This window comes from Bacillus sp. OxB-1, assembly GCF_000829195.1.
In the GTDB taxonomy this organism is placed as follows: Bacteria; Bacillota; Bacilli; order Bacillales_A; family Planococcaceae; genus Sporosarcina.
On the sequence record NZ_AP013294.1, the window covers coordinates 96203 to 119503 of the forward strand.

Consider the following 23301-nt stretch of genomic DNA (forward strand, 5'->3'; position numbering starts at 1 on the left):
CCGTTTCTGAAGAGTAAACAAGGATAACTCCCCCTTCACATCGAATCTATCGGGTATGGAGATCGATTATTGATGGGGGGCTTTTTTGTGAAAGTGGATGAATTAATCAATCAATGGCGGACCGAGCCGTCTTTACCTATTTCATTGAAAAAGGAATTGGACCGGATCGCAGGTGACCCGGTGGAGATGGAAGAACGGTTCTATCGGTTTCTCTCCTTCGGGACGGGCGGTATGCGGGGCTTGCTCGGGGCTGGGACGAATCGCATCAATATTTATACGATCCGGCATGTGGCGGAAGGTCTTGCGCTATTCATCCGGCAGCAAGGCAAAGAGGCGATGGATCGGGGAGTGGTGATCGCCTATGATACGAGGCGTTTTTCCAAAACCTTTGCATTGGAAACAGCAAAAACGATAGGGAAGTATGGGATACGCGTGTTGGTATTCAGGGAAAGCCGGCCGACCCCTGAATTGTCGTTTGCCATCCGGCATTTCGGTACAGCTGCGGGGGTTGTAATCACCGCCAGCCATAATCCCGCTGCCTATAATGGCATTAAAGTGTACGGCAGCGACGGGGGGCAGCTTCCTCCCGAATCGGCAGATCATATTGTCTCGCATATGCAAAAAGTGAAGAGTCTCTTTTCCATCCAAGTCGGCGATGAAAACGCACTGCTGCAAAGCGGAATTCTTCGGTTCGTGCTGGAGGAAGTGGACGCTGCTTACCAGCAAGCCCTTTTATCACTGAGGGAAAATGAACCGACCGAAGACCAACCATCCATCGTCTACACGCCGCTGCACGGCTCCGGCCTTATGCCTGTCCTGGTAGGGTTGCGGAATTTCGGTTTCACGCAAGTGTCCGTCGTCTCGGAACAGGAACTGCCCGATCCCGATTTCCCGACGGTTGCCTATCCGAATCCCGAGGAGCGGGACGCATTCAAGCTCGCCATCCAACTGGGGCGCGAACAAAAATCGGAATTGCTTTTGGCGACGGATCCTGATGCCGATCGCCTCGGTGTGGCCGTCCGCGACGGAGAGGGGGACTATCAATTGCTCAGCGGCAACCAGCTTGGCGCCCTCCTTCTCCATTACATCTTGTCCCAAAAGGAAAGCAAAGGGACGCTTCCCCGAGATGGCGTTGTCCTGAAAACGATTGTCACATCCGAATTGGGCCGGGCCATTGCAGAGAAATTCGGCGTGGAAACGGTCGATACATTGACGGGATTCAAATTCATCTCGGAAAAGATTGAAGAGTACCGGAGCAGCGGAACACGGACATTTCTGTTCGGCTATGAAGAAAGCTACGGCTATCTGATCGGGGATTTCGTCCGGGATAAAGATGCGGTGCAAGCCGCTCTTCTGGCAGCGGAAATGGCGGCCTACCTGAAAGCGTCAGGCAAGTCCATGATTGACGCCCTCTCGGAGCTGTACGAAGAATTCGGCCATTATATGGAGTCCTTGCATTCCATTACGCTTACAGGGAAAGAGGGACAGGAAAAGATCCAGCGTATCATGGAAGCATTTCGGACGGAGCCCCATCGCTTTCTGCGGAACTCAACCGTCCGCTGCATCGAAGATTACAAACTCCGTTCCCGGCGATCGGCGGACGGTCCAGTCGAAACTCTAGAGCTCCCCGAAGCGGATGTCATCAAACTGATTTGCGAGGACGGCTCCTGGGTTTGTGTCAGGCCTTCCGGTACGGAGCCGAAATGCAAATTCTATTTCGGGGTCAATAAACCAACAGCCGAAGAGGCGAAATCCACATTGCTTCTCTTGGAGACCGATGTCATGCACAATGTGAACTCCGCGTTTTCCTGACATCGCCCTTATTCATCGGATAGGCTGGAATGCCACTTCCATGCAGTCCTGATCATATCGGGTAAGTTGTATGTCGGCTGCCAGCCTAGCCTCTCTTTGATCTTTTCATTCGAAGCGACTAAATAGGCGGGGTCTCCCTGCCTTCTCTCTTCAAACTTGACGTCGGCTTTTCTGCCAGTGATCGCCTCGCAAACCTCGATGACTTCCCCGACGGAAAAACCCGCCCCATTCCCGACATTGAAAACTTGTGCCGCCACTGCACCTCCCAGCAAGGCGGACGCCAATTTACTCCCCATCCGGTCACTTTTCATGATCCGCTTATATGTCTCAATGAGCCGGATATTCGTATCAATCTCACTCATGGATGGATTATTCCCGGTTGAAGAATTGACTAGCAATTCCGTCTGGGCTGTATATTTGGGAGGCAGGAAATAACTGATCAGTCCTCCGCATATTAACGAGAGGATGCCGATCGCTATGATCCGATTGAGCTTTTTCCGTATGGCTTGCGCCAAATCCCTCAAATCCAATTCCCGGTTCATCCTACACCTGTCGCAGTTTCAGACGGTGTGCCTTTCATGTTCAGAAAGCCCCTTTCCCTTTTAAAACATATAGAATCGTCGCGAAGATGATCCGGATATCGAGCCACAAGGAACAGTTCTCCACATAGTACCGGTCCAGTTTGATCTTTTGACCGTGATTGATTTCCGATCGTCCATTCACTTGCGCGTACCCGGTCAATCCCGGTTTCACGAGCAGCCGTTTTGCCTGGCTTTCATCGTAAAACTCCGTAATCTGCGGAATTTCCGGGCGGGGTCCGACCAAACTCATCGTACCGTGGAGCACATTGAACAATTGCGGCAACTCATCCAGGCTATACTTCCGTAATATCTTGCCGATCGGAGTGACGGCTGAATCCGTACCCCCTTTGAATTGGAAATCGTCCGGCACCCCCTCTTCCCAATCATATGCGTGCCGCTCTTCATTATGTACAGAAACTTTCATGGTCCGATATTTCAGGATCCGAAATCGACTGTTATGAATCCCGGTTCTCGTCTGAACGAAAAAGACGGGCCTTCCTGAACATAGGACTATCAAAATCGGCAATAAAATAAATAAAGGCAATAAAATAAATAAAGGCAAAAAGCAAAATATCAAAAGAAGACTGCCGATGATGTCCAACGCCCTTTTCATTCCACCGTGCTTACATGGCTTGTGCATCTTCCAATCAAACCCGCCCTGCTGTCTCGCCTCCACCGCCATCCCCTTTTTCCGGTTGTCCTATCATTGACCCATGTCGGGATAGATCCTTGTCTGACAAGCTGGCGAAATCCCCGCCCGACCATGATTTATACTATGGCATGTATAGTGATTTTAGAACTTTCAAATATGCCAAAAGGCACCAGCCAAAGCCGGTGCCTTTTGGTCAATAGTATTCACCTGTCTGTGCGAATCGTTTGATACGATCGCCAATTTCATCACGTACCTGTTGAAAAACCCGCCACTTCTCCACTTCGTTCCCTTCCGCTTTGGCCGGATCATCGAATCCCCAATGAACCCGCCTTACATGGGAAGGGGTGACGGGACATTTATCTGCCGCATCACCGCAAAGGGTGACGACCAGATCCGCATTGTACAGTATATCGGGATCGATAATATCCGAGGTTTGATTCGTAATATCGATTTCGACTTCGCGCATTGCTTCGATTGCTTTCGGATTCACCCCATGAGCTTCAATGCCGGCGCTGAAAATGTCCCACTCATTACCTAAGTAATGCTTCCCCCAACCTTCCGCCATTTGACTGCGGCAGGAGTTGCCCGTGCATAGGAAATACAATGTCTTTTTCCGCATTTTTTCTTATCCTCCGATTCGTAACCAGATATACAACCCGGTCAATGTGATGAACAATGTAGGAACCGTTAAAATGATGCCTGTTTTAAAATAAGTGCCCCACCCGATCTTTACGCCCTTTTGTGACAAGACATGCAGCCAGATCAATGTGGCTAACGAACCGATCGGTGTAATTTTCGGTCCTAAATCGGAACCGATCACATTCGCGTAAATCAAAGCCTCTCGCATCGTGCCGGAGGTAGCCGTCTCCGCAATCGCCAGTGCATCGATCATGACAGTCGGCATATTGTTCATGATGGAAGAAAGGAAAGCGGCGATGAATCCCATTGAAATCGTTGCAATGAACAGTCCCTGTTCCGATGCCATTTGGATGACATCCGCCAACACACTCGTCAAGCCGGCATTCCGCAATCCATACACGACGACATACATCCCGATGGAGAAAAAGACGATTGACCAGGGAGCCCCTTTGACGACTTTTGCAGTTTGAACGGCAGGACTCCTTCTTGCCATTGCCAAGAAAAAGAGCGCAACGGCACCTGCGATGAAGGAAACCGGAACTCCGATGAATTCACTGGAAAAATAGCCGATGAGCAATATGCCCAACACAAACCAGGACAAGCGGAACATCCGCAGGTCCCGGATTGCCTCTTTCGGCTGCTTCAATGCAGATACATCGTAATTTGCCGGGATGTCCTTTCGGAAAAAGAGATAGAGCACGAGGAGACTCGCAGCGAGCGCAAAGAAGTTCGGGACGATCATCCGGGAAGCGTATTCCACAAACCCGATATTGAAAAAGTCCGCTGAGACGATATTGACCAGATTGCTGACGACAAGCGGCAACGAAGTCGTATCGGCGATGAACCCACTCGCCATAATATATGGAAATATCATTCTGTCTTTAAAGTTCAAGTTCCGGACCATCGCCAATACGATCGGCGTCAAAATCAACGCCGCCCCGTCGTTCGCAAACAAAGCGGCGACGACGGCACCAAGAATCGTGACGTAGACAAACATCCGCACGCCGCTGCCATTCGCGAACCGTGCCATATGTAAAGCCGACCATTCAAAAAAACCGATCTCATCTAAAATGAGCGAAATGATGATGATTGCAATAAAGGCCAATGTCGCATTCCATACAATCCCCGTGACGTCCACCACATCCTGGAAATCCACCACACCAAGCAGCAACGCAATCGCCGCCCCAATACAAGCAGACCAGCCGATCGATAACTGACGAGGCTGCCAAATGACAAAAACTAAAGTTACCAAAAAAAGTATAGGTGCCACTACAACTACATTCAACCCAATGTCTCCCCTTCACTCACAACTAATACGTAAATCTTTTGTCTTCAAATCATGGACGGACGCCTCCTGGCTTGGAAGCTGATCCAGGATTCGCTGGATAAAGGGATACTCCGCATGCTCGCGATTTATGGAATAGAAGATCCACTGACCGCGGCGCGCTTCCGTCACCAATCCCATCTCCCGCAATTTCCGTACATGCTGACTGATCGCCGGCTGGCTCATCTCGAAAATCGCGACAAACTCACAAACACAACAGTCATGGGACTGCAACAATTTCATCATCGTCAACCGAGTTGGATCCCCGAGCAATTTTAGCAGTCGGGAAGCACTTTGAATGTCAATCAACTTCACCACGACCTTTCTTTTGATAGTATATAAGCATATGCTTATATATACAATTGGAATTATGAAGGGTAGGGGTATTTTCTCAGTGGATATTGCGAGGCATGAGAGTTTTGGCCGGTCCCAGGGTAGATTCCGCCGGCGCCATGACAGATTCCACCTCACTAAAACAAAAAACTCCCGCAACAGCAGGAGCCCACTTTCATTCCATTATCGGCATGGGGTGACAGTCACCAAGACAACTTCAGTGCAATTCAGAATAGTTCTTGAATTGCAAAGGTGACTGTCACCTTTGCAACTGCAATCTTTGCAACTGGCACGCCGACTCTATGCATGATGCCCCCACCAATAGGTGATCGTATCCAACACTCCTATAATAATAAGCAGAATTCCCGCAACCCTTTGCACCATTCTCCCCGCCCGAATGCTGAACCTCATGACGAGCCGCTTTGCATCAAAAAACCATATGAACAAGAGGAGTAGCAGGAGCGGCAGCGAAGTGGCCAAGCCGAAGACCGCCGGAAGAAACAGTCCATAAGAAGTTGTCGTGACAAGCGGCATGAGCCAGACAAAAAACAGGACAAACATCGTCGGGCAAAACGCAATGGCAAAACTGGCGCCTAACAGAAATGAACCGAGTCTTCCCTCTCTCAGACGCATGGGGATATGCGACGTTAGTTTGCCGAGAAAACGTAATTTAAGAACCCCCAGCAACACCAAACCCGTCGCAATAATTAGCGGGCCGATGACTTTACGGAACACTGGAAAATAGGACGTAATCGTCTCCTCAAACGACTGTCCGAAAAGCCAGGCCAACACGCCGATCGCACTAAAAACAACGACCTTTCCGATAATAAAGGCAACGATCTCTCCGCCATTCTCTTTCATTTGAATCGACCGGCTGCCATACAACGTAATCGCCCCCATATTACCGGTCAACTGGCAAGGGGCCAGCGCCCCAAGCAACCCGAGCAGCAATGCCATGACAAGCGGGTAGTGATCATATGTATTGATCATGGCGGTGACCGGTTCCGAAATCATTTGACTCATGCTCGACAGCCAAGCATCCATATTAAAGCACCATCTCTTTCATTTAAGGTAATCTCGCCTTCTTGAAACTACTGCGTCCCCTCTCCTTTTGTCATCAAGTGTAATTGCCCGGCCAAGCCTACAACCCCTTCTCCCTACAATGAACCCTATCAACGTCGAAGCCCGATAATGCAAATGAAATACAGCCCACCTCCGCGGAAGGTATGCGTACCTTTTATATTATGCTGCCCTCTAGAATGGCATGTTGTAATTTATTGCCGAAAATGGAAACCACCCTTCCTTTCCAACAGTGCTCCGACAAAAAGTGCAGTAAATAATCCGCCATCCCATTTTTTGTTGGAATACCATGTGCTCATATGCCAAGCTTCCATCTTCCTGTTTAAAATAAACCCCATTGCCACACCCACCAGCCCGGCCCGCATATTTGGTTTATTCCAATAGTTGCTTCTATGGATATACAAAATAAGCCAATCATTTCTCTTCTTTAGTTTTCATTGTCTGAAGCGAAGGGTAAACTCACACCATCAGCTGCTATAAAAGGAAATTGCGGACGTTCACGTATGATTCGGGATATATAGAGAAAAATATATTGCGTTGCCTAAAAGTTTTATTTATAGTATTTTTATAAGCGAAGACTTCGTTTATTATGCGTTAAATGAATTTACATAATGAAAAGGGGGGATCTCTCATGGTTTCTGTGAAACAGAGAAATCTGATTATACTTTTACTTTTTTTTGGCTGGGCGATTGGGAACTTTGACCGTTACTTTATCAATTACGCCGTTCTGTCCATCACGGAAGATTTACAATTGAGCCCTACGAGTACCGGGCTTATTTTGAGTAGTTTTTTTGCAGGGTATGCGTTGATGCAAATCCCAGGAGGTTGGTTAGCGGATAAATTCGGTTCTAGAAGGGTTCTTATGGTTTCCGTTCTGATGTGGTCGATCTTTACTGCAATGACCGGTGCGGTTTGGTCATTGACTTCGATGATTATGATCCGTTTTCTGTTCGGAATCGGGGAAGGGGGATTCCAGCCTTCCAGTTCAAAGCTGATCTCGCAAGCGTTTCCATTGGATAAAAGAGCTTGGGCCATGTCCATTATGCTGTCATCCGGCGGGATTGTAGCGCTGATCGTACCACTTCTTTCCGCCCATATGCTGACAACAATCGGCTGGCGTGTATCCTTCTTCATCCTGGGGGCTATCGGGATTCTCATTACAGCTCTCTACTGGGCATTTATCAAACTGCCTGCAGATAGTGAAGATGTAGTGACAACAAAACCAGCAGGTGAGAAACAGCAAGGGATCTTTATCCAATTGATGAAAACACCGCTGATGTTGAATTTGTTTATCGCCTATTATAGTATTTACGCAATTAACTGGGGCTTGGCGACATGGTTGCCGACTTATCTAGTCAATGAGAGAGGGCTTGATCTCATTTCACTTGGATGGGCGCAAACAATTCCGGGCTTTGCGATGGTTGCTGCGATGTACTTATCAGGGTATGTGATTGACAAACTTCCGCTCGGTAAGGAAAAGATCGTAGGGGCAGTCGCTTGTGTTGTGGTCAGTGTCTTGTTATACCTGATGTACAATGCACCAAGTGTAACGATTTTCGTCACATATCAAACAATCGTGATCTTTTTCATTTCATTTGTCATGCTCCTTTTACCTGCCATCATTTTGAAAAGGCTTCCATCCGCAGTTACAGGGACAAGCATGGGGATTGCCAATACAGGCGGTCAGTTAGCTGGCTTCATCACACCGCTGGCAATCGGTTTTATTGTTCAGACGTTCAATGGATCGTATAATGCCGCATTTGGGATGCTCATCGTTTTTGCAGTCATCTGCACGATTTCACTGTTGACATTGAATTACCGCAAAGGCGCATTGCTTCAAACCCAAGGCTGAAGAGACATCAATGCGACGGTTATTGATGAGAAGGAGGAATGAATGTTGGATTTACAGCAAACGGTATCCAAGTTGGTAGAAGATAAGAGAGAAAAATTCATTTCGTTAAGCGATAAGATTTGGGATGTTCCGGAGCTGCACTTTGAAGAACGTCAATCATCCGCCTATCTAATTGGCGCATTGGAAGAGGAAGGGTTTCGAGTCGAACGGGGTGTCGCAGGGCTGGAAACTGCTTTCATCGGGAGTTATGGATCAGGAAAACCGGTCATTGCAATTCTTGGAGAATTCGATGCCTTGGCGGGACTGAGCCAGAAAAAAGGACTTCCTCATCCTGAGCCCGTCGTAGATGGAGGAAATGGACATGGCTGCGGCCATAATTTATTGGGCACAGGTGCATTTGCTGCTGCGGTAGCTGTTAAAGAATACATGGAGTCAAATCAATTAAAAGGGACAGTCCGATTTTACGGATGTCCGGCTGAAGAAAATGGATCGGGAAAAGCGTTCATGACACGGGCAGGTCTGTTTGACGATGCGGATGTCGCCCTTTCGTGGCATCCATGGGATGTGCCTGGTCTGATGGATACGCGGACACTCGCAAATTATTCTGCGCGCTTCAAGTTCAAAGGTAAAAGCGCCCATGCTGCTGCGGCGCCTCATTTAGGCCGTAGTGCGCTGGATGCAGTGGAATTGATGAATGTCGGTGTCAACTATTTAAGGGAGCATATGGTTCCCGATGCGCGGATCCATTATGCTGTCACCGATACAGGCGGCGCTTCACCGAATGTAGTACAGGCACATGCTGAAGTCGTCTATCTGGTACGGGCACCCGAGAAGGATGAAGTGCAATCACTATACAAAAGGGTCTACGACATTGCGCGTGGAGCTGCTTTGATGACAGGGACAACATTTGACGTTGAATTTGAAGGTACGGCTTCCAATTTGATCCCTAATTCCGTGTTGGCAGACGTGATGTATGACAACATGACAAAAGTAGAACTCCCGGCTTACGATGAAAAGGAATTGAAATTCGCAAGAGAAATCCGTGATACACTATCCGAGGCAGACGTGAACAATGCGTATGCAGGGCGTGACCGGGAAACGGTGAAGAAATTAAAAGAAAGAGCAATTGCGGATCTGATTCCACCCTACCATCGTTCGGAAGCCGTGATGGCGGGTTCCACCGATGTGGGGGATGTCAGCTGGGTCGTCCCAACGATGCAATGCTTAACTGCTTGCTTTGCAATCGGCACTCCCCTTCATACGTGGCAAGCAGTTTCACAAGGAGCCACCTCAATTGGACATAAAGGGATGCTCCATGCAGCAAAAATCATTGCTTCTACCGCAATCCAATTGATGGAAAGTCAGGAATTGATTGAACAGGCGAAAACCGAATTGGAAGAACGATTGGACGGGAAGACGTACAAATCATTGATTCCTGAATCGGTGAAATAATCTCGTCATCACCCGACTGAACATCAGTGTCCAATTGCGATATGAATAGAATCTTTGCTTTGAGGCTGGTACCATCCAGCCTCTTTTTTAATTGGTCAAGACATAGAAAACCGGGTGCACTGGATTTCATCCCGTCTTATCGGTAAAATTAGTTAACATTTATGCTTAGAAAGTAGGTAATCCTCATGTACAAAGTTGCGGTCGTCGGTCCAGATCAATCGGTGAATCGGATTCTGACATTGGCGAAAGAGATTGAAAAGGAATTGGAATTCGTTCCTTATATTTATCACCAAACGGCCGAAGTGAAAGATTTTGTGGTGAACCCGAAGACACCTGTGGATTTTTGGCTTTTTTCAGGTTATATCCCTTATCAGATCGCAGTGAATACAGTCGGACCGAATGAGTCCTTCGTTCATATCGATTCCAGTGAATTAAGCATTTACAAAGGGATTTTGAAACTTTCCGCGGACTCTGGTCAAATGCTGGAACGGATCAGTGTAGATTTGATTGACTCATATTTTTATGAAAAAGATTTACTCCCATTAGAGCAATCGGTAAAGAAACTGTACCGTAAAACATTCAATGTAGACATCCAGGCGGAAGCATTATTTGAGTTCCACTATGAATTATGGCAGCAGGATAAGATCGATGCAGCATTCACTTGCTACCCGAAAGTTTATGAAGACTTGCAACAAGCCGGCGTTCCAGCATTTTGGCTGTCGCCGACCCGCCACGAAATCGTACATACCATTCGGATGTTCTTTGAAAAAATCAAAACTTCCTATTATAAAGACACCCAGATTAGCGTAGTCATCATGGAAATCTTAGCGTACGATGCCATCAAGGAAAAAATGAAAGAATCATATCAACTGGACTATTTAGAGCTCGACTTAAAAAAGACTCTCATTCAACTTTGTGAACGATTGGACGGTTCCCTGTTCGAACAAGGAAATGGTCGATATGCGATTTTCAGCACAAGAGGAGCGGTGGAACAGGATATTCGATCATTGAAAGAGAAGGTGAATTACCTTTCCGTTGAAGCGGATTCCAGAGTGGCGGTCGGCATCGGTTTCGGACAGACCGTCTTTACAGCGGAAACGAATGCGTACCGGGCCATTCGGGAATCGAAAGGGAAAGAGGAGCAGGAAATCGTTATCGTGCAAGAAGATGGAACGATGATTGATGCAGCCGGAGACGAAGGCGAACTCACCTATTCGTACCGAACCGACGATAAAGAATTTCTGGAGAGACTGAATGAAGGTCATATTAGTGTCAAAACGTTTAAACGAATCGAGTCTCTAATTCGAAAAATGGATTGGAACACGTTCACCACAAAAGATTTGGCGATTCATTTGAAAATGAGCGAACGCAACGCGCAGCGGATCGTATCCGACTTATGCAAAGTGAACATCGCAGAATGCGTCGGCGAAGAATCGCATTATTCCAGAGGACGACCGGTGAAAGTCTACCAATTGTCTTGGTGACACCTTTACAATCAGGAAGGGGAGGATTTTATGTTCATTGGATCGATTTTCTTGCAGGTAATCGTCCCCATTCTCATCTTATTAGTAATAGGCGCGAGTTTACAAAGGAAATTTGCCTTCAATTTAAGGGCGATTTCGAATTTGATCACGTATTGCCTCATGCCAGCTGCCGTTTTTATCAATATTTATGAGACGGAGATTGATGTCCCGGTTCTCCTTGAAATTATCGGGTATTTAATCACTTTTGCTCTGTTGTTAATCTTCGTTAGTGTTATATTAAGCAAACTTTTAAGATTGGACAAAAGTGAATCGGCCATATTCAAAAATGGCATTTCCTTGATCAATTCAGGGAATTATGGAATACCGGTCAGTCAGTTGCTATTTCAGACGAATCCCCTAGGCATCTCTATCCAAATTATCGTCATGGTATTTCAAAATATTTTAACGTATACATACGGATTGTATAATTTAATTTCCGCGACGAAATCCGGGTTGGAAATCCTGAAGTCGCTTTTAAAAATGCCAATCATTCATGCTATGTTGCTTGGCAGTTTGTTAAATGGGTTACATGTTCCGATACCCACATTCATTTGGATTCCGATCAGTCATCTGGCTGAAGCGTTTTTAGCAATCGCACTTGTACTACTGGGAGCTCAACTGGCACAAATTCGGTTTAGGACAATCCTAAATAAGACTATTCTCGTCACCAGTTTAGGGAGGCTTATTATCGGTCCGGCTGTTTCCCTGCTTCTCATCTATCTTTTCGGACTGGACGGAATTGTAGCCCAATCACTGTTTGTCGCAAGTTCCTTTCCGACGTCCCGAAACAGTTCGACACTCGCATTGGAATACGATATTCAACCGGATCTGGCGGCCCAAACGGTTCTGTTCACGACAATTTTAAGCGCCATCACCGTCACGTTTGTCGTTTATTTATCCGGGATATTGTTTGTTTAAGATAATGTCGTCCGAATTAAAAGCCGGGGTTAGAAACAATCTAGTATTGATTTCGAACCCGGCAAATCTATTTCTTTGGTGACAGTTTCCAACAAGAAATCAAAAGACTCGGAGGGAATGCAAAATGAAAATTATACTTTTGGCTGATACTCATCTCCCCAGCGGTCAGAACAAGCTGCCAAGCCGTTTGCTAGAAGCGTGTGAAGCGGCGGATCTCATCATCCACGCAGGCGATTGGAAATCGATGCAAGTGTATGAGGAGCTTTCGCAATATGCGAAGGTGATCGGAGTGTTTGGGAATGTGGACGATGAAGACATTCGCCGGTCGTTCCCGTTCAAGCGGACGGTTGAAATCGAACTCATTCTTCCTTGAAATTTCTCACTTCCCCTTCACTGCCCTATGAATCGGTTTACAGAATTTGCTATAATGAATAAAAGGAGCCGAACTTTCATGTGCTTGATTCGGCAAATACCATCGGCCAGGCAGGAGGAAATGCAGTTGCAAGTAATAATTTCACATGTGAACACGGATTTCGATGCGCTCGCTTCGATGATTGCCGCAAAGAAACTTTATCCGGACGCCCGCCTCGTCATTTCGGACAAGCAGGACAACCGGGTGCAACGCTTTTTGAATATTTACCGGGATACGCTCGATTTCGTACGGGACATCCATGTCGATTGGGACGAAGTGACGGAGATGATCATAGTCGATGTCGCCTCCCTTTCCAGGCTAGGGAAGATCCCGAAAGACTTTGACGAGAAAAAGCGGAAGTTGGTCGTCTATGACCATCACCCAAAGCGGGAAACCGATGTCGTGTATGATGAAGGAATTGTCGAACCTGTAGGAGCCGCCGTCACGTTGCTGCTCGAAGAGATCCAGAAACAGGGCCTTCCGATTTCCGAGTTTGAAGCTTCCCTTTTCGGACTGGGAATTTATACGGATACCGGGAATTTTACATATAAAAACACAACAGCCCGCGATTTGCAAATGGCTGGTTATTTGCTCGAAAACGGGATGAGTCTGGAAATGGTGCAACGTTTTTCAGAAGAAGTTCTAAAGCCTGAACAGCAAGAGTTGCTGGACCACCTCCTTTCCGAGACAACCATTCACGAAGTGGACGGACTGGAAATCGCCGTCAGTTCTTGGCAGTTGAAAAAACCACAGAACGGGCTCGCCACGATTACAACTAAATTATTGAAAGCGAAAGGGACGGACGCGGCGATCACAGTCGTCAAGATGAAAAACAATGTCCATGTCGTGGGACGTGCCAATTCCGACCGGATCACCTTGTTGCCGATTCTCCAGATGTTTGGCGGAGGAGGCCATAAGCATGCGGGCTCTGCAACGGTTAAAAAAGGCGACCTGGAAACTGTGTTCAACGAGGTGACCGACCATTTGGATCTAATGTTGAAGCCGGCCATCTCCGCAAGGGACATCATGACCCATCCTGTGAAGACGTTGTCCCCTGACACGACAATCGAGGAAGCAGGCCAACTCATGTACCGTTACGGACATTCCGGTTATCCGATTGTGGCGGATGACCGGTTAGTCGGTTTGATCACCAGAAGGGATCTCGACAAAGGGAATCACCACGGCTTGGGACACGCGCCGGTAAAAGGATATATGACGACGAATGTCATCACAATCGATCCGTCAACGACAGCTGAACAAATACAGGAGCTTGTCATCGAGCATAATATCGGGCGGCTGCCTGTAGTCGAAGATGGAAAAATGGTCGGCATTGTAACGAGGACGAATATTATTGAAATGTTGCACAGTGATACGTTCCCGGATGAGTCGGATGAAAAATCTGATGTCTCACAACATCATTTGCAAGATGTGATGAAATCGAAATTGCCGGAAGACGTGTTCTCTTTGTTGAAGGAGATCGGCGAAACCGCAAGCCGGATGGATATCCCGGCCTATCTGATTGGCGGCATTGTGCGGGACATCCTTCTGGACAAACCGAATGATGATATCGATATCGTCGTGGAAGGCAATGGAATCCTATTTGCAAAAAAACTGCAGGAGGAGTACGGGGGTAAAGTGACCGAACACGAAAGCTTCGGCACAGCGACCTGGCTCCATCCGTCAGGGTTGTCCATCGATTTGACGTCATCAAGGCTCGAATATTATGAGCGTCCTGCGTCTTTGCCAGATGTTGAAACATCGACTTTAGAAGAAGATCTGCGGAGGCGGGATTTCACGATCAATGCGATGGCGATCCGTCTGAATGCAGATACATTCGGCGAGCTCATCGATCCGTTCGGCGGCCGGGAGGATATCCGTGAGGAGAAGATAAAAGTTCTTCACAACATCAGTTTCATTGAAGATCCGACACGCATTTTCCGGGCGGTACGTTTTGAAGGGCGTTATCAATTCCGGATGGATGAGCAAACCGAAAAACTGGCATTGAACTCCATTGGGAATGTCATACATCTGACAGCATCCCGCATCGTGGAGGAGATGAAACGGCTCTTCAAAGAAGGCAACCCGTCCGAAGTCATCCGCCGATTATTCGAACTCCAATTCTGGCAGCAATTTGGAATCAAAGACGAAACGGAAAACCCGGCTTGTATAATCGCGGAGAAACTCCAAGCGCTGTACCGTGACAACTCCGCAGGCCGCCAAGGAAATCAGTTGGACTGGTTCCAATACTTCTTGCTGCCGTTCTATTGCGGCTCAAGCCTTCAAGCCGCTAAAAAGTTCGCTCTGACGAAACAAGATATGAAGTTGTGGAAGGAAATCGTAGGATTGAAGCAATTTGGCCAATGGGCTGAAGCGGATCAGATCGGGGATTATCACCCTATCCTGAAGGATGTTTCAGACGAAGCGATTTTCTTTATTCTGGCCGCGGAGAAGATGGAAAAGCAACAACTAGTCATCGATTATGTGAACCGCCGATATCATCTTCCGAAATATTTGACGGGAGAAGATTTAGTGAGGTTTGGCCTTACACCCGGTCCTTCATTCTCCAAGATTCTATTGCAGGTGGAAGTGGGTCAGCTGAATGGGCAAATCGTATCAAAAGAACAAGCCCGAGAGTGGCTGTGCAATACTTCATCGGGCTGCCCGCTTTTCAGGAAACCCTGCCGTTCCACTGAATCTCCCGAAAGATGTCTCCCTCTTCAAGCGTGTGAAGGGCGAGGCTCAACGGCAAGGGGATAGGAATATATATTCCCACTATGATGGAGAAGTGATGTGAAATGAGTGCAAAAAACAGGCGACGGAAGATGACTACGTTCCTCGCCTGTTCGATTGATTCCTTATTGAATTACGCTTTCCGTCTCTTTTAAGACCTTAGCCGGCAAGACTTTCCCGCTCACTTCTCCAAATCCGACCCGATAGCCATCCCCTTGACACCATCCCGTGATTGTCAGTTCGTCCCCATCTTCGAGCCAACTGCGCTGTTCTCCATTAGCTAACTCTATCGGTTCCGTTCCGCGCCACGTTAACTCCAACAAGCTGCCTCTGGATTCTTTTTCCGAGCCGCTGATTGTCCCGGTAGCCAGCAAGTCCCCTGTCTGCAAATTACAGCCGGTAATCGTGTGATGGGCAATCATCTGGGATGCACTCCAGTACAGATACTTATAATTGCTCGTGGCGATCAACTGAGGCGCTTCCAGCTTTGCGCCTTTCAGATGCACCTCTAGATGGATATCATACGAATCCGTTTTAGATTTCCGCAAGTACGGCAATGGTTCAGGGGTCTGTTCCGGCCCCTCGACACGGAACGGTTCCAAAGCTTCCAATGGGACGACCCACGGTGAAATCGAGGTAGTAAAGTTTTTCGCTAGGAAAGGTCCTAATGGCTGGTATTCCCACGCTTGAATATCCCGGGCACTCCAGTCATTGACGAGCACTAAGCCAAAAATTCGTTCCTCCGCGTTGTCCACCGAAATCGGGTCACCCAGTTCATTCCCAGATCCGATGAAACAGCCCATCTCCAACTCAAAATCGAGCTGACGGCAAGGTGTGAATATCGGAACTGTTACATCAGCGGGCTTCACCTGTCCCTGCGGACGATGAAATTCCTGGCCGCTCACGACAACAGAACTTGCCCTGCCATGGTAGCCGACCGGCAAATGCGTCCAGTTCGGCATAAGTGCGTTCTCTTTTCCCCTAAACATGATTCCCACATTGGTAGCATGTTCTTTAGAGGCGTAAAAATCTGTATAGTCGCCAATTTTCACCGGAAGATGCATCGTTACGTCCTGTTGAAGAATGAACGCCCTTTCCCGCAACTCCTGGTCATCGCGTAATTTGGGTTCATCTTCATGGAGAACCCGCTGTAAAATGAGGCGGACTTTCTTCCAAACCTCTTGACCTTTCCCCATGAATTTATTCAAGGTAGGCTCATTGAATAGCTTTCCATCTTCCCATAGTTCTTCGAAGTATCCTTCCTTTTCTAATATAGACAAATCGACGACGTACTCTCCGATGGCAGTCCCGATCCTAGGCACATCATTCTCTTTCGTACTAAATACACCATAAGGCAAGTTTTGAATCGGAAAATGGCAATCGCTTGCCACTTGAATAAATGATCGCATTCCACTCATTAACCCCTTTCGATAATATCCAATGCCCGTAACTCATCCCGCGGTTCGTCGAAACTGCAGGAACCGTAAGAGCAAAGATACCGTTCTCTCAACTCTTTCATGTCGTGCACACTCACTTCCAGCTCATTCCAAACAAGTTTTTCCGGTTGGAATGAAAAACTGGACGGGGCTTGGTCCCTCAATATTTCCATTATGCGGGGCTTTTCCAAGTTGTGCACATAAGCGAGCAACCCCGCTGCAAACACGTTGACGAAGCCATGCATTTTCGTCCCGACTTCCTCCCGATACATGCGGATCGGATGATGAAGACCCGCAGTGAACTTACATGGAACTTTATGTTCTTTGCAGCCATGGATGAAAGAGGCGACTATTTCAATAGAGGGGATGAGCTCAGCTGTGATTCCCCCGCTGCGCAACTTCGCGCCCAAAGGCTGAGAATACCCTTTATTAATGGACGAAACCTTGGATAACACGTCCGACAGTGAATCAGACCATGTCGGATCGTTTCCTTGGATCGGCAACTCGGCATAACATGTCAACCGATGCTCCGCCATCATTTTCTGCACTTTTTCCAAATACGGTTTACCCGGATTCAAAGAAGGCATTGCCACTTCGAAAAAGTCCACTTGAACAACCTTTCCATACCTCTCCCGCAGCTCCTCGACTTTTTGAAAATCATCTTCCATGTAAAGGACGGAGGTCGCCTCATCTTCCCCTTTCCGGCCAAGAACGGAAAGAAGCAAAGGCCGTTCTTCCGTGAATAAAGAAATATGCTCATCCAATTGGTCAAGGGATGCGGCAGGTATGACAAAAGGACCGACAATCCACGCATCCTCCCCGTTCACATAGGATGCGTAATTGCGGATTGCCTGATCCAAAGGGAGCTTCGCCGGTGGAAACAATCCCGCATAATCTATTAATGTATTCAAAAAGGCTTCTACACTATGTGTCTTAAGGTCGGTTTTGTGAGTCAAACTAATGATCCTCCTTGCTACATATTATACTGAAACCGTCTCAAAGCTCTTATCGAACGCCGGCATGACCTTTTCCGCGATCAGCCTCATCGACTTTTTCACTTCCTCATGCGGAATGCCCCCGAAGTTCATGAGCATCATGATATGTTCGCAGCCCGCGTCTTGGTATTTCCGCAACCGCTCGATCACTTCTTCTGGTGTGCCGATCAGCAGCTGCTCCTTCGCATCCAAATCCTCGAACTGGGCGCTGCGGCCATATTGGCGTGTATCTAGATAAAGGTTGACATGCTCCTTGGAGATGCGCTCCGCTTCCTCGCGCGTTTCCGCGACATACGTATGGAGAGCGAGCGGTACTTTAACCTTGCTTTCGTCATGTCCCGCTTTGCGGTATTCCACCTTATAGCCGTCGATGATCGACTTCAATTCCCCGATGGAATTGCTCGCGACATACGGAACGCCCATGATGTTGTAGCCCATCTGGCCGACAAACGCGGCGCCGCGGTCGCTCAATGTTCCGATCCAGATCGGCACTTCTTCCTGTTTCGGCACAACTTCGAGCTTGACATCCTTGAATTCGTAATACTCCCCTTCATGTGAGAAGCGCTCCCCCTTCCATGCCTTCTCGATCACCGCAAGCGAATCGTTGAAGCGGTGCACCTTGTCTTTGCCATCCACGTTGAAGCCCGAAAACTCATGCGGCAGATAACCGCTGCCGAGACCCAAGTTCAATCGGCCGTTACTCAGCACGTCAAGCAACGCATAATCCTCCGCCACCTGCAGCGGATTCTTGAACGGCAGCGTCACGATTGACACGCCGAGCCGGATGTTCTTCGTCCGCTCCGCTAGCACCGCCAACAACATGGGTGGAGTGGTGAGGATCCCATACTCGCTGAAATGATGCTCCGCGAACCAGACCGAATCATATCCAAGTTCATCCGCCAATACCGATTGATCCAAGACCTCCTGCAATAGTTGCTCATGCGACCGGCCCAGCTTCTCCTTATAGTTGTCAAATACTGTGAAAATACCAAATTCCATTCTGTATCCCTCCAGATTCTGTTTGTAGACACAAAAAAACCAACAGTACGAAGTAAGGAATATAAGCGTATCGCTCGATTCCATATTACTTCATACCGCTGGTTATTAATCTACTTCCAAGAGATCAGAACTGTATCTTTCACTCCATAGATTAGCCAGCAAACGGTAAGGCCTTTTTATGTTATATCAATTATAACGAAACTTCAGATAAATGCAAGCGCTTCCCACTAAATTATCATCTTTCTTCCAAATAACGATTACGCGCTGAGACAAACGATTGTATCGTAGCTTTCTGGGGAGGTATCAACAGCTTCTTTTCCATATCCTTCGTGATTACCTCCAAATCATCCATGATAGATCGTCCTTCAACAATGGTAGCCAGAAATTCATTGGTGATAGCTTGTATAAATGTGAACGTTGCTTTCTCGATAATATGAGTTTGCGTGTCGACTACTAACACACAACCGATTACTTTCTGCAATTCAAAGACGGGTGTCCCTTTGGGGAGTTGAGCAAAACCGGCAACCAGAACTTGGTCATTTTGTTTTTCTTGATTCATGACTTACACCTCTTTCTCTATTTCATCAATCATTTTATCGCACTTTTGCACGTTTTTCGACCTTTCAAGCAAAAAAAGAAAAAGGCCCTTCGGATTAAATAAAATTGACGGACAATTGACTTTCCTTAATACAAATACTAAAATATCAATATATTCTAATTTTTCTGGAGGCGAAGATTTGAAAATTACAAGGCTTGGACATGCAATGTATCTATTAACTTCTGAACAAAATAAGAACTATTTGATCGACCCTTTTTTTGACTTGAATCCCGGCTGTCCTCAAACGTATGACGATGAATCCTTTTTCAAAACGATCGATGCCGTCTTTTTAACACATGGGCACTTCGATCATACAAGTGGTCTGCGGAAGCTGATTGACTCCAATCCTGAACTTCTCGTTGTCGCCCAATATGAATTAGCGATGATCCTGCTACAAAAGGGGATCAAGAATGTCTTCCCAATCAACTTGGGTGGTGCCATCCAATTGGAGGATGCCTCGGTTACGATGGTTCCCGCGAAGCATAGTTCCTCGTATGGCGAGACGGAGGGCACCCCGATATACGCCGGCGAAGCGGCCGGATTCGTCTTTGAATTTACAGATGGGCATACTATCTATCACTCTGGCGATACTGCACTGACGTATGATATCAAATTGATCCAAGAAATTTACAACCCGTCTATCGCTATACTTTCCTCTTCCGGTCATTTTACGATGGGGCCGCGTGAAGCAGCATACGCTGTCAAAAATTTACTTGACGTTGACTTCGTTATTCCAAGCCACACTTTCCCGGCCAAGGAAACAGCCGCGAATGTCGAGGCGCTTGAGCAATTGGTCGGTGCGTTCCCTATCGTGGAATATATGGTAGGGCATGATCAGAAATTAGAAGAATTGCTGCAGGACTATGAACGGACAGAAGTCGTCGTATTAGGATACGGCGAAGAACATGAATTCACTTTGAAAACTTCAACAACTGCAAACTAGACAGAAAGCCTCCTGGTGACCCATACAGCAAGTCACCAGGAGGTTTTTTTGAATTTCCTAATCTAGCGGCTCATTAATTCAGGCAAGATTGTAACAAACTGAGGGAAGAGGATAAATAATAGAATACAAGCAATCATTGCACCGATCATCGGTGTGACGCCACGGAAAATCGTTTCAATTGGTACATGGCGGGCGACCCCTTTGATGACAAAGACGCTCACACCTAATGGAGGAGTCAACAGACCAATATTAACGATTAGCACCATAATGATCCCGAACCATAGACCATTGAACCCCAAATCTGTAACTAAAGGATAAATGATTGGCAAGGTTAGGACAAAGATAGAGAGCCCTTCAATGAACATTCCAAGAATGAGCAGAATGAATAAGATTAACGCCAATATGACATATGGACTGACATCCATCGCCGCAATCGTCCGGGTTACAATGAATGGAATCTTACTGATTGACAAAAACTGGCTGAAGACGGTCGTCCCTATTAATATCAGGAAAATCATAGCTGTTAAACGTATAGAGTCATTCAATGCTTGCACTAATTTTTTAATATTGATTCTTCTCGATGCAAACGCATATACAAGAGCCCCAAACGCCCCGATTCCAGCAGCTTCTGTCGGAGTGAAAATACCTATGTAAATTCCACCAATACTTAAAACGAAAAGACCGATGAACGGGACGACACTTTTCAATGTATGGAACCTCTCTGCAAAACTCGCCTTTTCCGCACGTGCCGGTGCGATTTCAGGATTCCGCTTCACTAAAATGTAGATAGTCAGCATGAAAAGACCCATCTGTATGAGGCCCGGAATGATCCCGGCAATGAGCAGAGCACCAATAGCTTCTCCCGTCAACACTCCATACAATATAAGCAAGACGCTTGGAGGGATGAGGACTCCTAACGTGCCGCCCGCCGCAACACTGGAAGTGGATAAACTCGACTTATAATTATATTTTTCCATCTCAGGCAAACAGATTTTCGCAACGGTCGCTGTTGTAGCATTCACAGATCCGGAAATAGCAGAGAAAATGGCACTTGTCCCAATCGTGGCCATCGCCAAGCCGCCTTTCACATGACCGATCCAACTGTCCACGGCTCGGAACAAATCAGCCCCCAATCCGCAATAAGACAGAATCATCCCCATTAATATGAATAAGGGAATGACACTTAACGAGTAAGAGCTGGCGGTATCGAAAGGCCCCGTTCCCAATTGGATCATCCCGATATTAAATCCACGGATCGCAGAATAGCCAGCGAATCCCACCAACAACAGGGCGACTCCCACCGGTATTTTTATGATAAATAAAATCAATAATACAATCATCCCAATAAGACCGATTAGTTCAGGAGACATTTTTCTTGACCACCTTCGGCAATAGATTTAGCGCCTTCGCTAATGCACTTAGCGCAAAAGCCAAAGTTCCTAACGCTGCAATGATAATGAACACACTGATTGGCAAGCCTAGATCACCAGTCACCGTATTTGAGTTTGCAATCCTCTTGGAATTATCCCATAGATTATAGGCGACCAGAACCATGAATAATGTAATGAACAAATCGATTCCAATATCCAATAGCGCTTGTTTCCTCGCAGACATTTTTGTTGTTAGAAAATCGATTGAAATATGCTCATCGTGCCAATGAGTCAGTCCAAGACCGAGAAAAATAACAAGGGCCAATCCAAGTTCTGTTAATTCGAACGTTCCAGTTATTGGCCTATGAAAGAAAAAACGGCCCAACACATCAAAGGTCGTTAAAAAAACTAGGATCAATAAAATGAATTGGGAAATATACCCCATCCAGCGGTTTAATCCTTCTATAAATTTACTCATCTCGCTCTCACCACGCCCCTGAACATTCTGAATATAAAGGAGAAAGGGCAGCATCCAACTTCAATCTGCCCTTCGTCCATACGAAAATCAATGATAAATTAGTTCCCTTTCAATTCCTGCACGCGATCAAAGATCTTTTGTCCAGGCAATCCTTTGGCCTCCAGATCACTTACCCATTTTTCTGAAATAGGAGTCAAGGCCTCTTCCCAAGCGGCTAAATTATCGCCAGACAGCTCAATAATTTCCACTCCATTCTCTTCCGCTATTTTCCGTCCATCTTCCGCCGTTTTTCTAGTCGTTTGGCCAATTACTTCGACCATATGTCGGCCTCCCAACTCATGGATCAATTTCTGATCCTCTTCTGTGAAACTGTTGAAAATGTCGGTATTCATAACAGAGAAAAACGGAGTGACTGAGAAGTTTCCAATAGTAATATACTTGACCACTTCATGTAAGTTATAATCCTTCGCTTCCGAAATAGGAACCATCGCGGCATCCACTACACCTTTTTGCAAGGAATCGTATACTTCCCCCATTGGCATGGAAACAGGTGTACCACCGAGAGCCTCAATAATCTGGTTGCCTAGAGGGGACGGTGTACGAACTCGAAGACCTTTCAAATCACTCGGTGTTTCGATTTTCTTTTTAGCGCTAATCAATTGCGCCGGATCCACGGTGAATAACCATAGCGGGGTGGTGTCTTTATGTTCTTCCTTTAGTTCAGGGAACTCTTCGTAGAGAGTCCATAAGATATCCGAACTTTCTTGTGCAGATTCAACTAGGAACGGCAGCTCCACGACTGAAACAATCGGAAATCTCCCCGGTGTGAATCCGTGAACACTTAACGCAACGTCAGCCGTTCCGGTTACCGCCATATCATACTGAGAACCAGGATCTCCTAAAGCGCCCGCTGAATAGATTTCCGACGTAATGCGTCCGTCCGTCTTTTCTTCCAACTCATCCAAATAAACTTTTAAAATATTGTTCTGAATCGGATGGTTGCTTGGTAGGAAGTGGGAAACGGTAAGCTCTTTACTATCAACAGCTCCCGCCTCCGCATTTGTTCCATCATCAGGATTCGAACCGCAAGCCGATAGGACAATTGCTGAAATAAGTAATGTGAAAAGCCAGATTTTAAGGTTCGTTTTCTTTATCATTGAATTTCTCCTCTGTC

The 23301-nt window shown here is 46.9% G+C and carries 21 protein-coding genes; 8 read left to right on the top strand and 13 right to left on the bottom strand.

Going from position 1 to position 23301, the window contains the following annotated elements:
- Positions 1-87 precede the first annotated feature (87 nt).
- A complete protein-coding gene (locus OXB_RS00585; protein WP_052484154.1) occupies positions 88-1812 on the top strand; it encodes a phospho-sugar mutase in 1725 nt (574 codons plus the stop codon).
- An 8-nt stretch (positions 1813-1820) separates the two neighbouring features.
- Here OXB_RS00585 and OXB_RS00590 read toward each other — a convergent pair whose 3' ends face one another.
- The 6 genes from OXB_RS00590 to OXB_RS00615 all read right to left on the bottom strand — a co-directional run bounded on the left by OXB_RS00590 (position 1821) and on the right by OXB_RS00615 (position 6385).
- On the bottom strand, positions 1821-2342 hold the full coding sequence (locus tag OXB_RS00590) for a Wzz/FepE/Etk N-terminal domain-containing protein (RefSeq protein WP_158333619.1): 522 nt from the start codon (positions 2340-2342) through the stop codon (positions 1821-1823).
- A 52-nt stretch (positions 2343-2394) separates the two neighbouring features.
- Positions 2395-3069 (bottom strand): sugar transferase, encoded by a 675-nt coding sequence (locus OXB_RS00595; protein ID WP_269447820.1) that lies wholly within the window; start codon positions 3067-3069, stop codon positions 2395-2397.
- A 169-nt stretch (positions 3070-3238) separates the two neighbouring features.
- Entirely contained in the window at positions 3239-3664 is a 426-nt protein-coding gene (arsC, locus tag OXB_RS00600) for an arsenate reductase (thioredoxin) (protein ID WP_041070875.1), read from the bottom strand.
- A gap of 6 nt (positions 3665-3670) precedes the next feature.
- The gene (locus OXB_RS00605; protein ID WP_041070877.1) at positions 3671-4969 is read right to left on the bottom strand and encodes an arsenic transporter; all 1299 of its coding nucleotides are present in this window, start codon (positions 4967-4969) and stop codon (positions 3671-3673) included.
- A 15-nt stretch (positions 4970-4984) separates the two neighbouring features.
- Positions 4985-5323: an ArsR/SmtB family transcription factor gene (locus OXB_RS00610; protein ID WP_052483802.1), complete on the bottom strand. Its 339-nt coding sequence runs from the start codon at positions 5321-5323 to the stop codon at positions 4985-4987.
- Positions 5324-5641: 318 nt separating this feature from the next.
- Positions 5642-6385, bottom strand: a complete 744-nt coding sequence (locus OXB_RS00615; protein WP_041070883.1) for an urease accessory protein UreH domain-containing protein — start codon at positions 6383-6385, stop codon at positions 5642-5644.
- Positions 6386-7052: 667 nt separating this feature from the next.
- Here OXB_RS00615 and OXB_RS00620 point away from each other — a divergent pair.
- The 6 genes from OXB_RS00620 to OXB_RS00645 all read left to right on the top strand — a co-directional run bounded on the left by OXB_RS00620 (position 7053) and on the right by OXB_RS00645 (position 15335).
- On the top strand, positions 7053-8273 hold the full coding sequence (locus tag OXB_RS00620) for an MFS transporter (protein ID WP_041070886.1): 1221 nt from the start codon (positions 7053-7055) through the stop codon (positions 8271-8273).
- A 45-nt stretch (positions 8274-8318) separates the two neighbouring features.
- Complete coding sequence (locus OXB_RS00625) at positions 8319-9725, top strand: M20 family metallopeptidase (RefSeq protein ID WP_269447821.1); 1407 nt, start codon at positions 8319-8321, stop codon at positions 9723-9725.
- 185 nt (positions 9726-9910) lie between these two features.
- Positions 9911-11209 carry a hypothetical protein gene (locus OXB_RS00630; protein ID WP_041070892.1) on the top strand — a complete coding sequence of 433 codons (1299 nt, stop codon included), beginning with the start codon at positions 9911-9913 and terminating at the stop codon, positions 11207-11209.
- 30 nt (positions 11210-11239) lie between these two features.
- A complete protein-coding gene (locus OXB_RS00635; RefSeq protein WP_041070895.1) occupies positions 11240-12166 on the top strand; it encodes an AEC family transporter in 927 nt (308 codons plus the stop codon).
- 124 nt (positions 12167-12290) lie between these two features.
- Positions 12291-12539, top strand: coding sequence for a metallophosphoesterase family protein (locus OXB_RS00640; protein WP_052483803.1), 249 nt, complete (start codon positions 12291-12293; stop codon positions 12537-12539).
- Between the two features lie 126 nt (positions 12540-12665).
- Entirely contained in the window at positions 12666-15335 is a 2670-nt protein-coding gene (locus OXB_RS00645; protein WP_052483804.1) for a CBS domain-containing protein, read from the top strand.
- 98 nt (positions 15336-15433) lie between these two features.
- On the opposite strand, the gene fahA is transcribed toward OXB_RS00645, so the two are convergent.
- The 4 genes from fahA to OXB_RS00665 form a co-directional block, all read right to left on the bottom strand.
- Positions 15434-16717 (bottom strand): fumarylacetoacetase, encoded by a 1284-nt coding sequence (fahA, locus tag OXB_RS00650; protein ID WP_084212355.1) that lies wholly within the window; start codon positions 16715-16717, stop codon positions 15434-15436.
- A gap of 8 nt (positions 16718-16725) precedes the next feature.
- Positions 16726-17700: a hypothetical protein gene (locus tag OXB_RS00655; protein WP_041070901.1), complete on the bottom strand. Its 975-nt coding sequence runs from the start codon at positions 17698-17700 to the stop codon at positions 16726-16728.
- Between the two features lie 24 nt (positions 17701-17724).
- On the bottom strand, positions 17725-18738 hold the full coding sequence (locus OXB_RS00660) for an LLM class flavin-dependent oxidoreductase (protein WP_041070904.1): 1014 nt from the start codon (positions 18736-18738) through the stop codon (positions 17725-17727).
- A gap of 235 nt (positions 18739-18973) precedes the next feature.
- The gene (locus OXB_RS00665) at positions 18974-19297 is read right to left on the bottom strand and encodes a DUF3870 domain-containing protein (protein WP_041070908.1); all 324 of its coding nucleotides are present in this window, start codon (positions 19295-19297) and stop codon (positions 18974-18976) included.
- A gap of 178 nt (positions 19298-19475) precedes the next feature.
- Between OXB_RS00665 and OXB_RS00670 the strand changes: the two genes are divergently transcribed.
- Positions 19476-20279, top strand: a complete 804-nt coding sequence (locus tag OXB_RS00670) for a metal-dependent hydrolase (protein ID WP_052483805.1) — start codon at positions 19476-19478, stop codon at positions 20277-20279.
- Positions 20280-20341: 62 nt separating this feature from the next.
- Here the strand turns inward: OXB_RS00670 and OXB_RS00675 are convergent, their stop codons facing one another.
- The 3 genes from OXB_RS00675 to OXB_RS00685 all read right to left on the bottom strand — a co-directional run bounded on the left by OXB_RS00675 (position 20342) and on the right by OXB_RS00685 (position 23284).
- Positions 20342-21649 carry a TRAP transporter large permease gene (locus OXB_RS00675; protein WP_041070911.1) on the bottom strand — a complete coding sequence of 436 codons (1308 nt, stop codon included), beginning with the start codon at positions 21647-21649 and terminating at the stop codon, positions 20342-20344.
- Complete coding sequence (locus OXB_RS00680) at positions 21639-22127, bottom strand: TRAP transporter small permease (RefSeq protein WP_041076066.1); 489 nt, start codon at positions 22125-22127, stop codon at positions 21639-21641. The genes OXB_RS00675 and OXB_RS00680 overlap by 11 nt, the downstream gene beginning before the upstream one ends.
- A gap of 98 nt (positions 22128-22225) precedes the next feature.
- Positions 22226-23284, bottom strand: a complete 1059-nt coding sequence (locus OXB_RS00685; RefSeq protein WP_052483807.1) for a TRAP transporter substrate-binding protein — start codon at positions 23282-23284, stop codon at positions 22226-22228.
- Positions 23285-23301 lie beyond the last annotated feature (17 nt).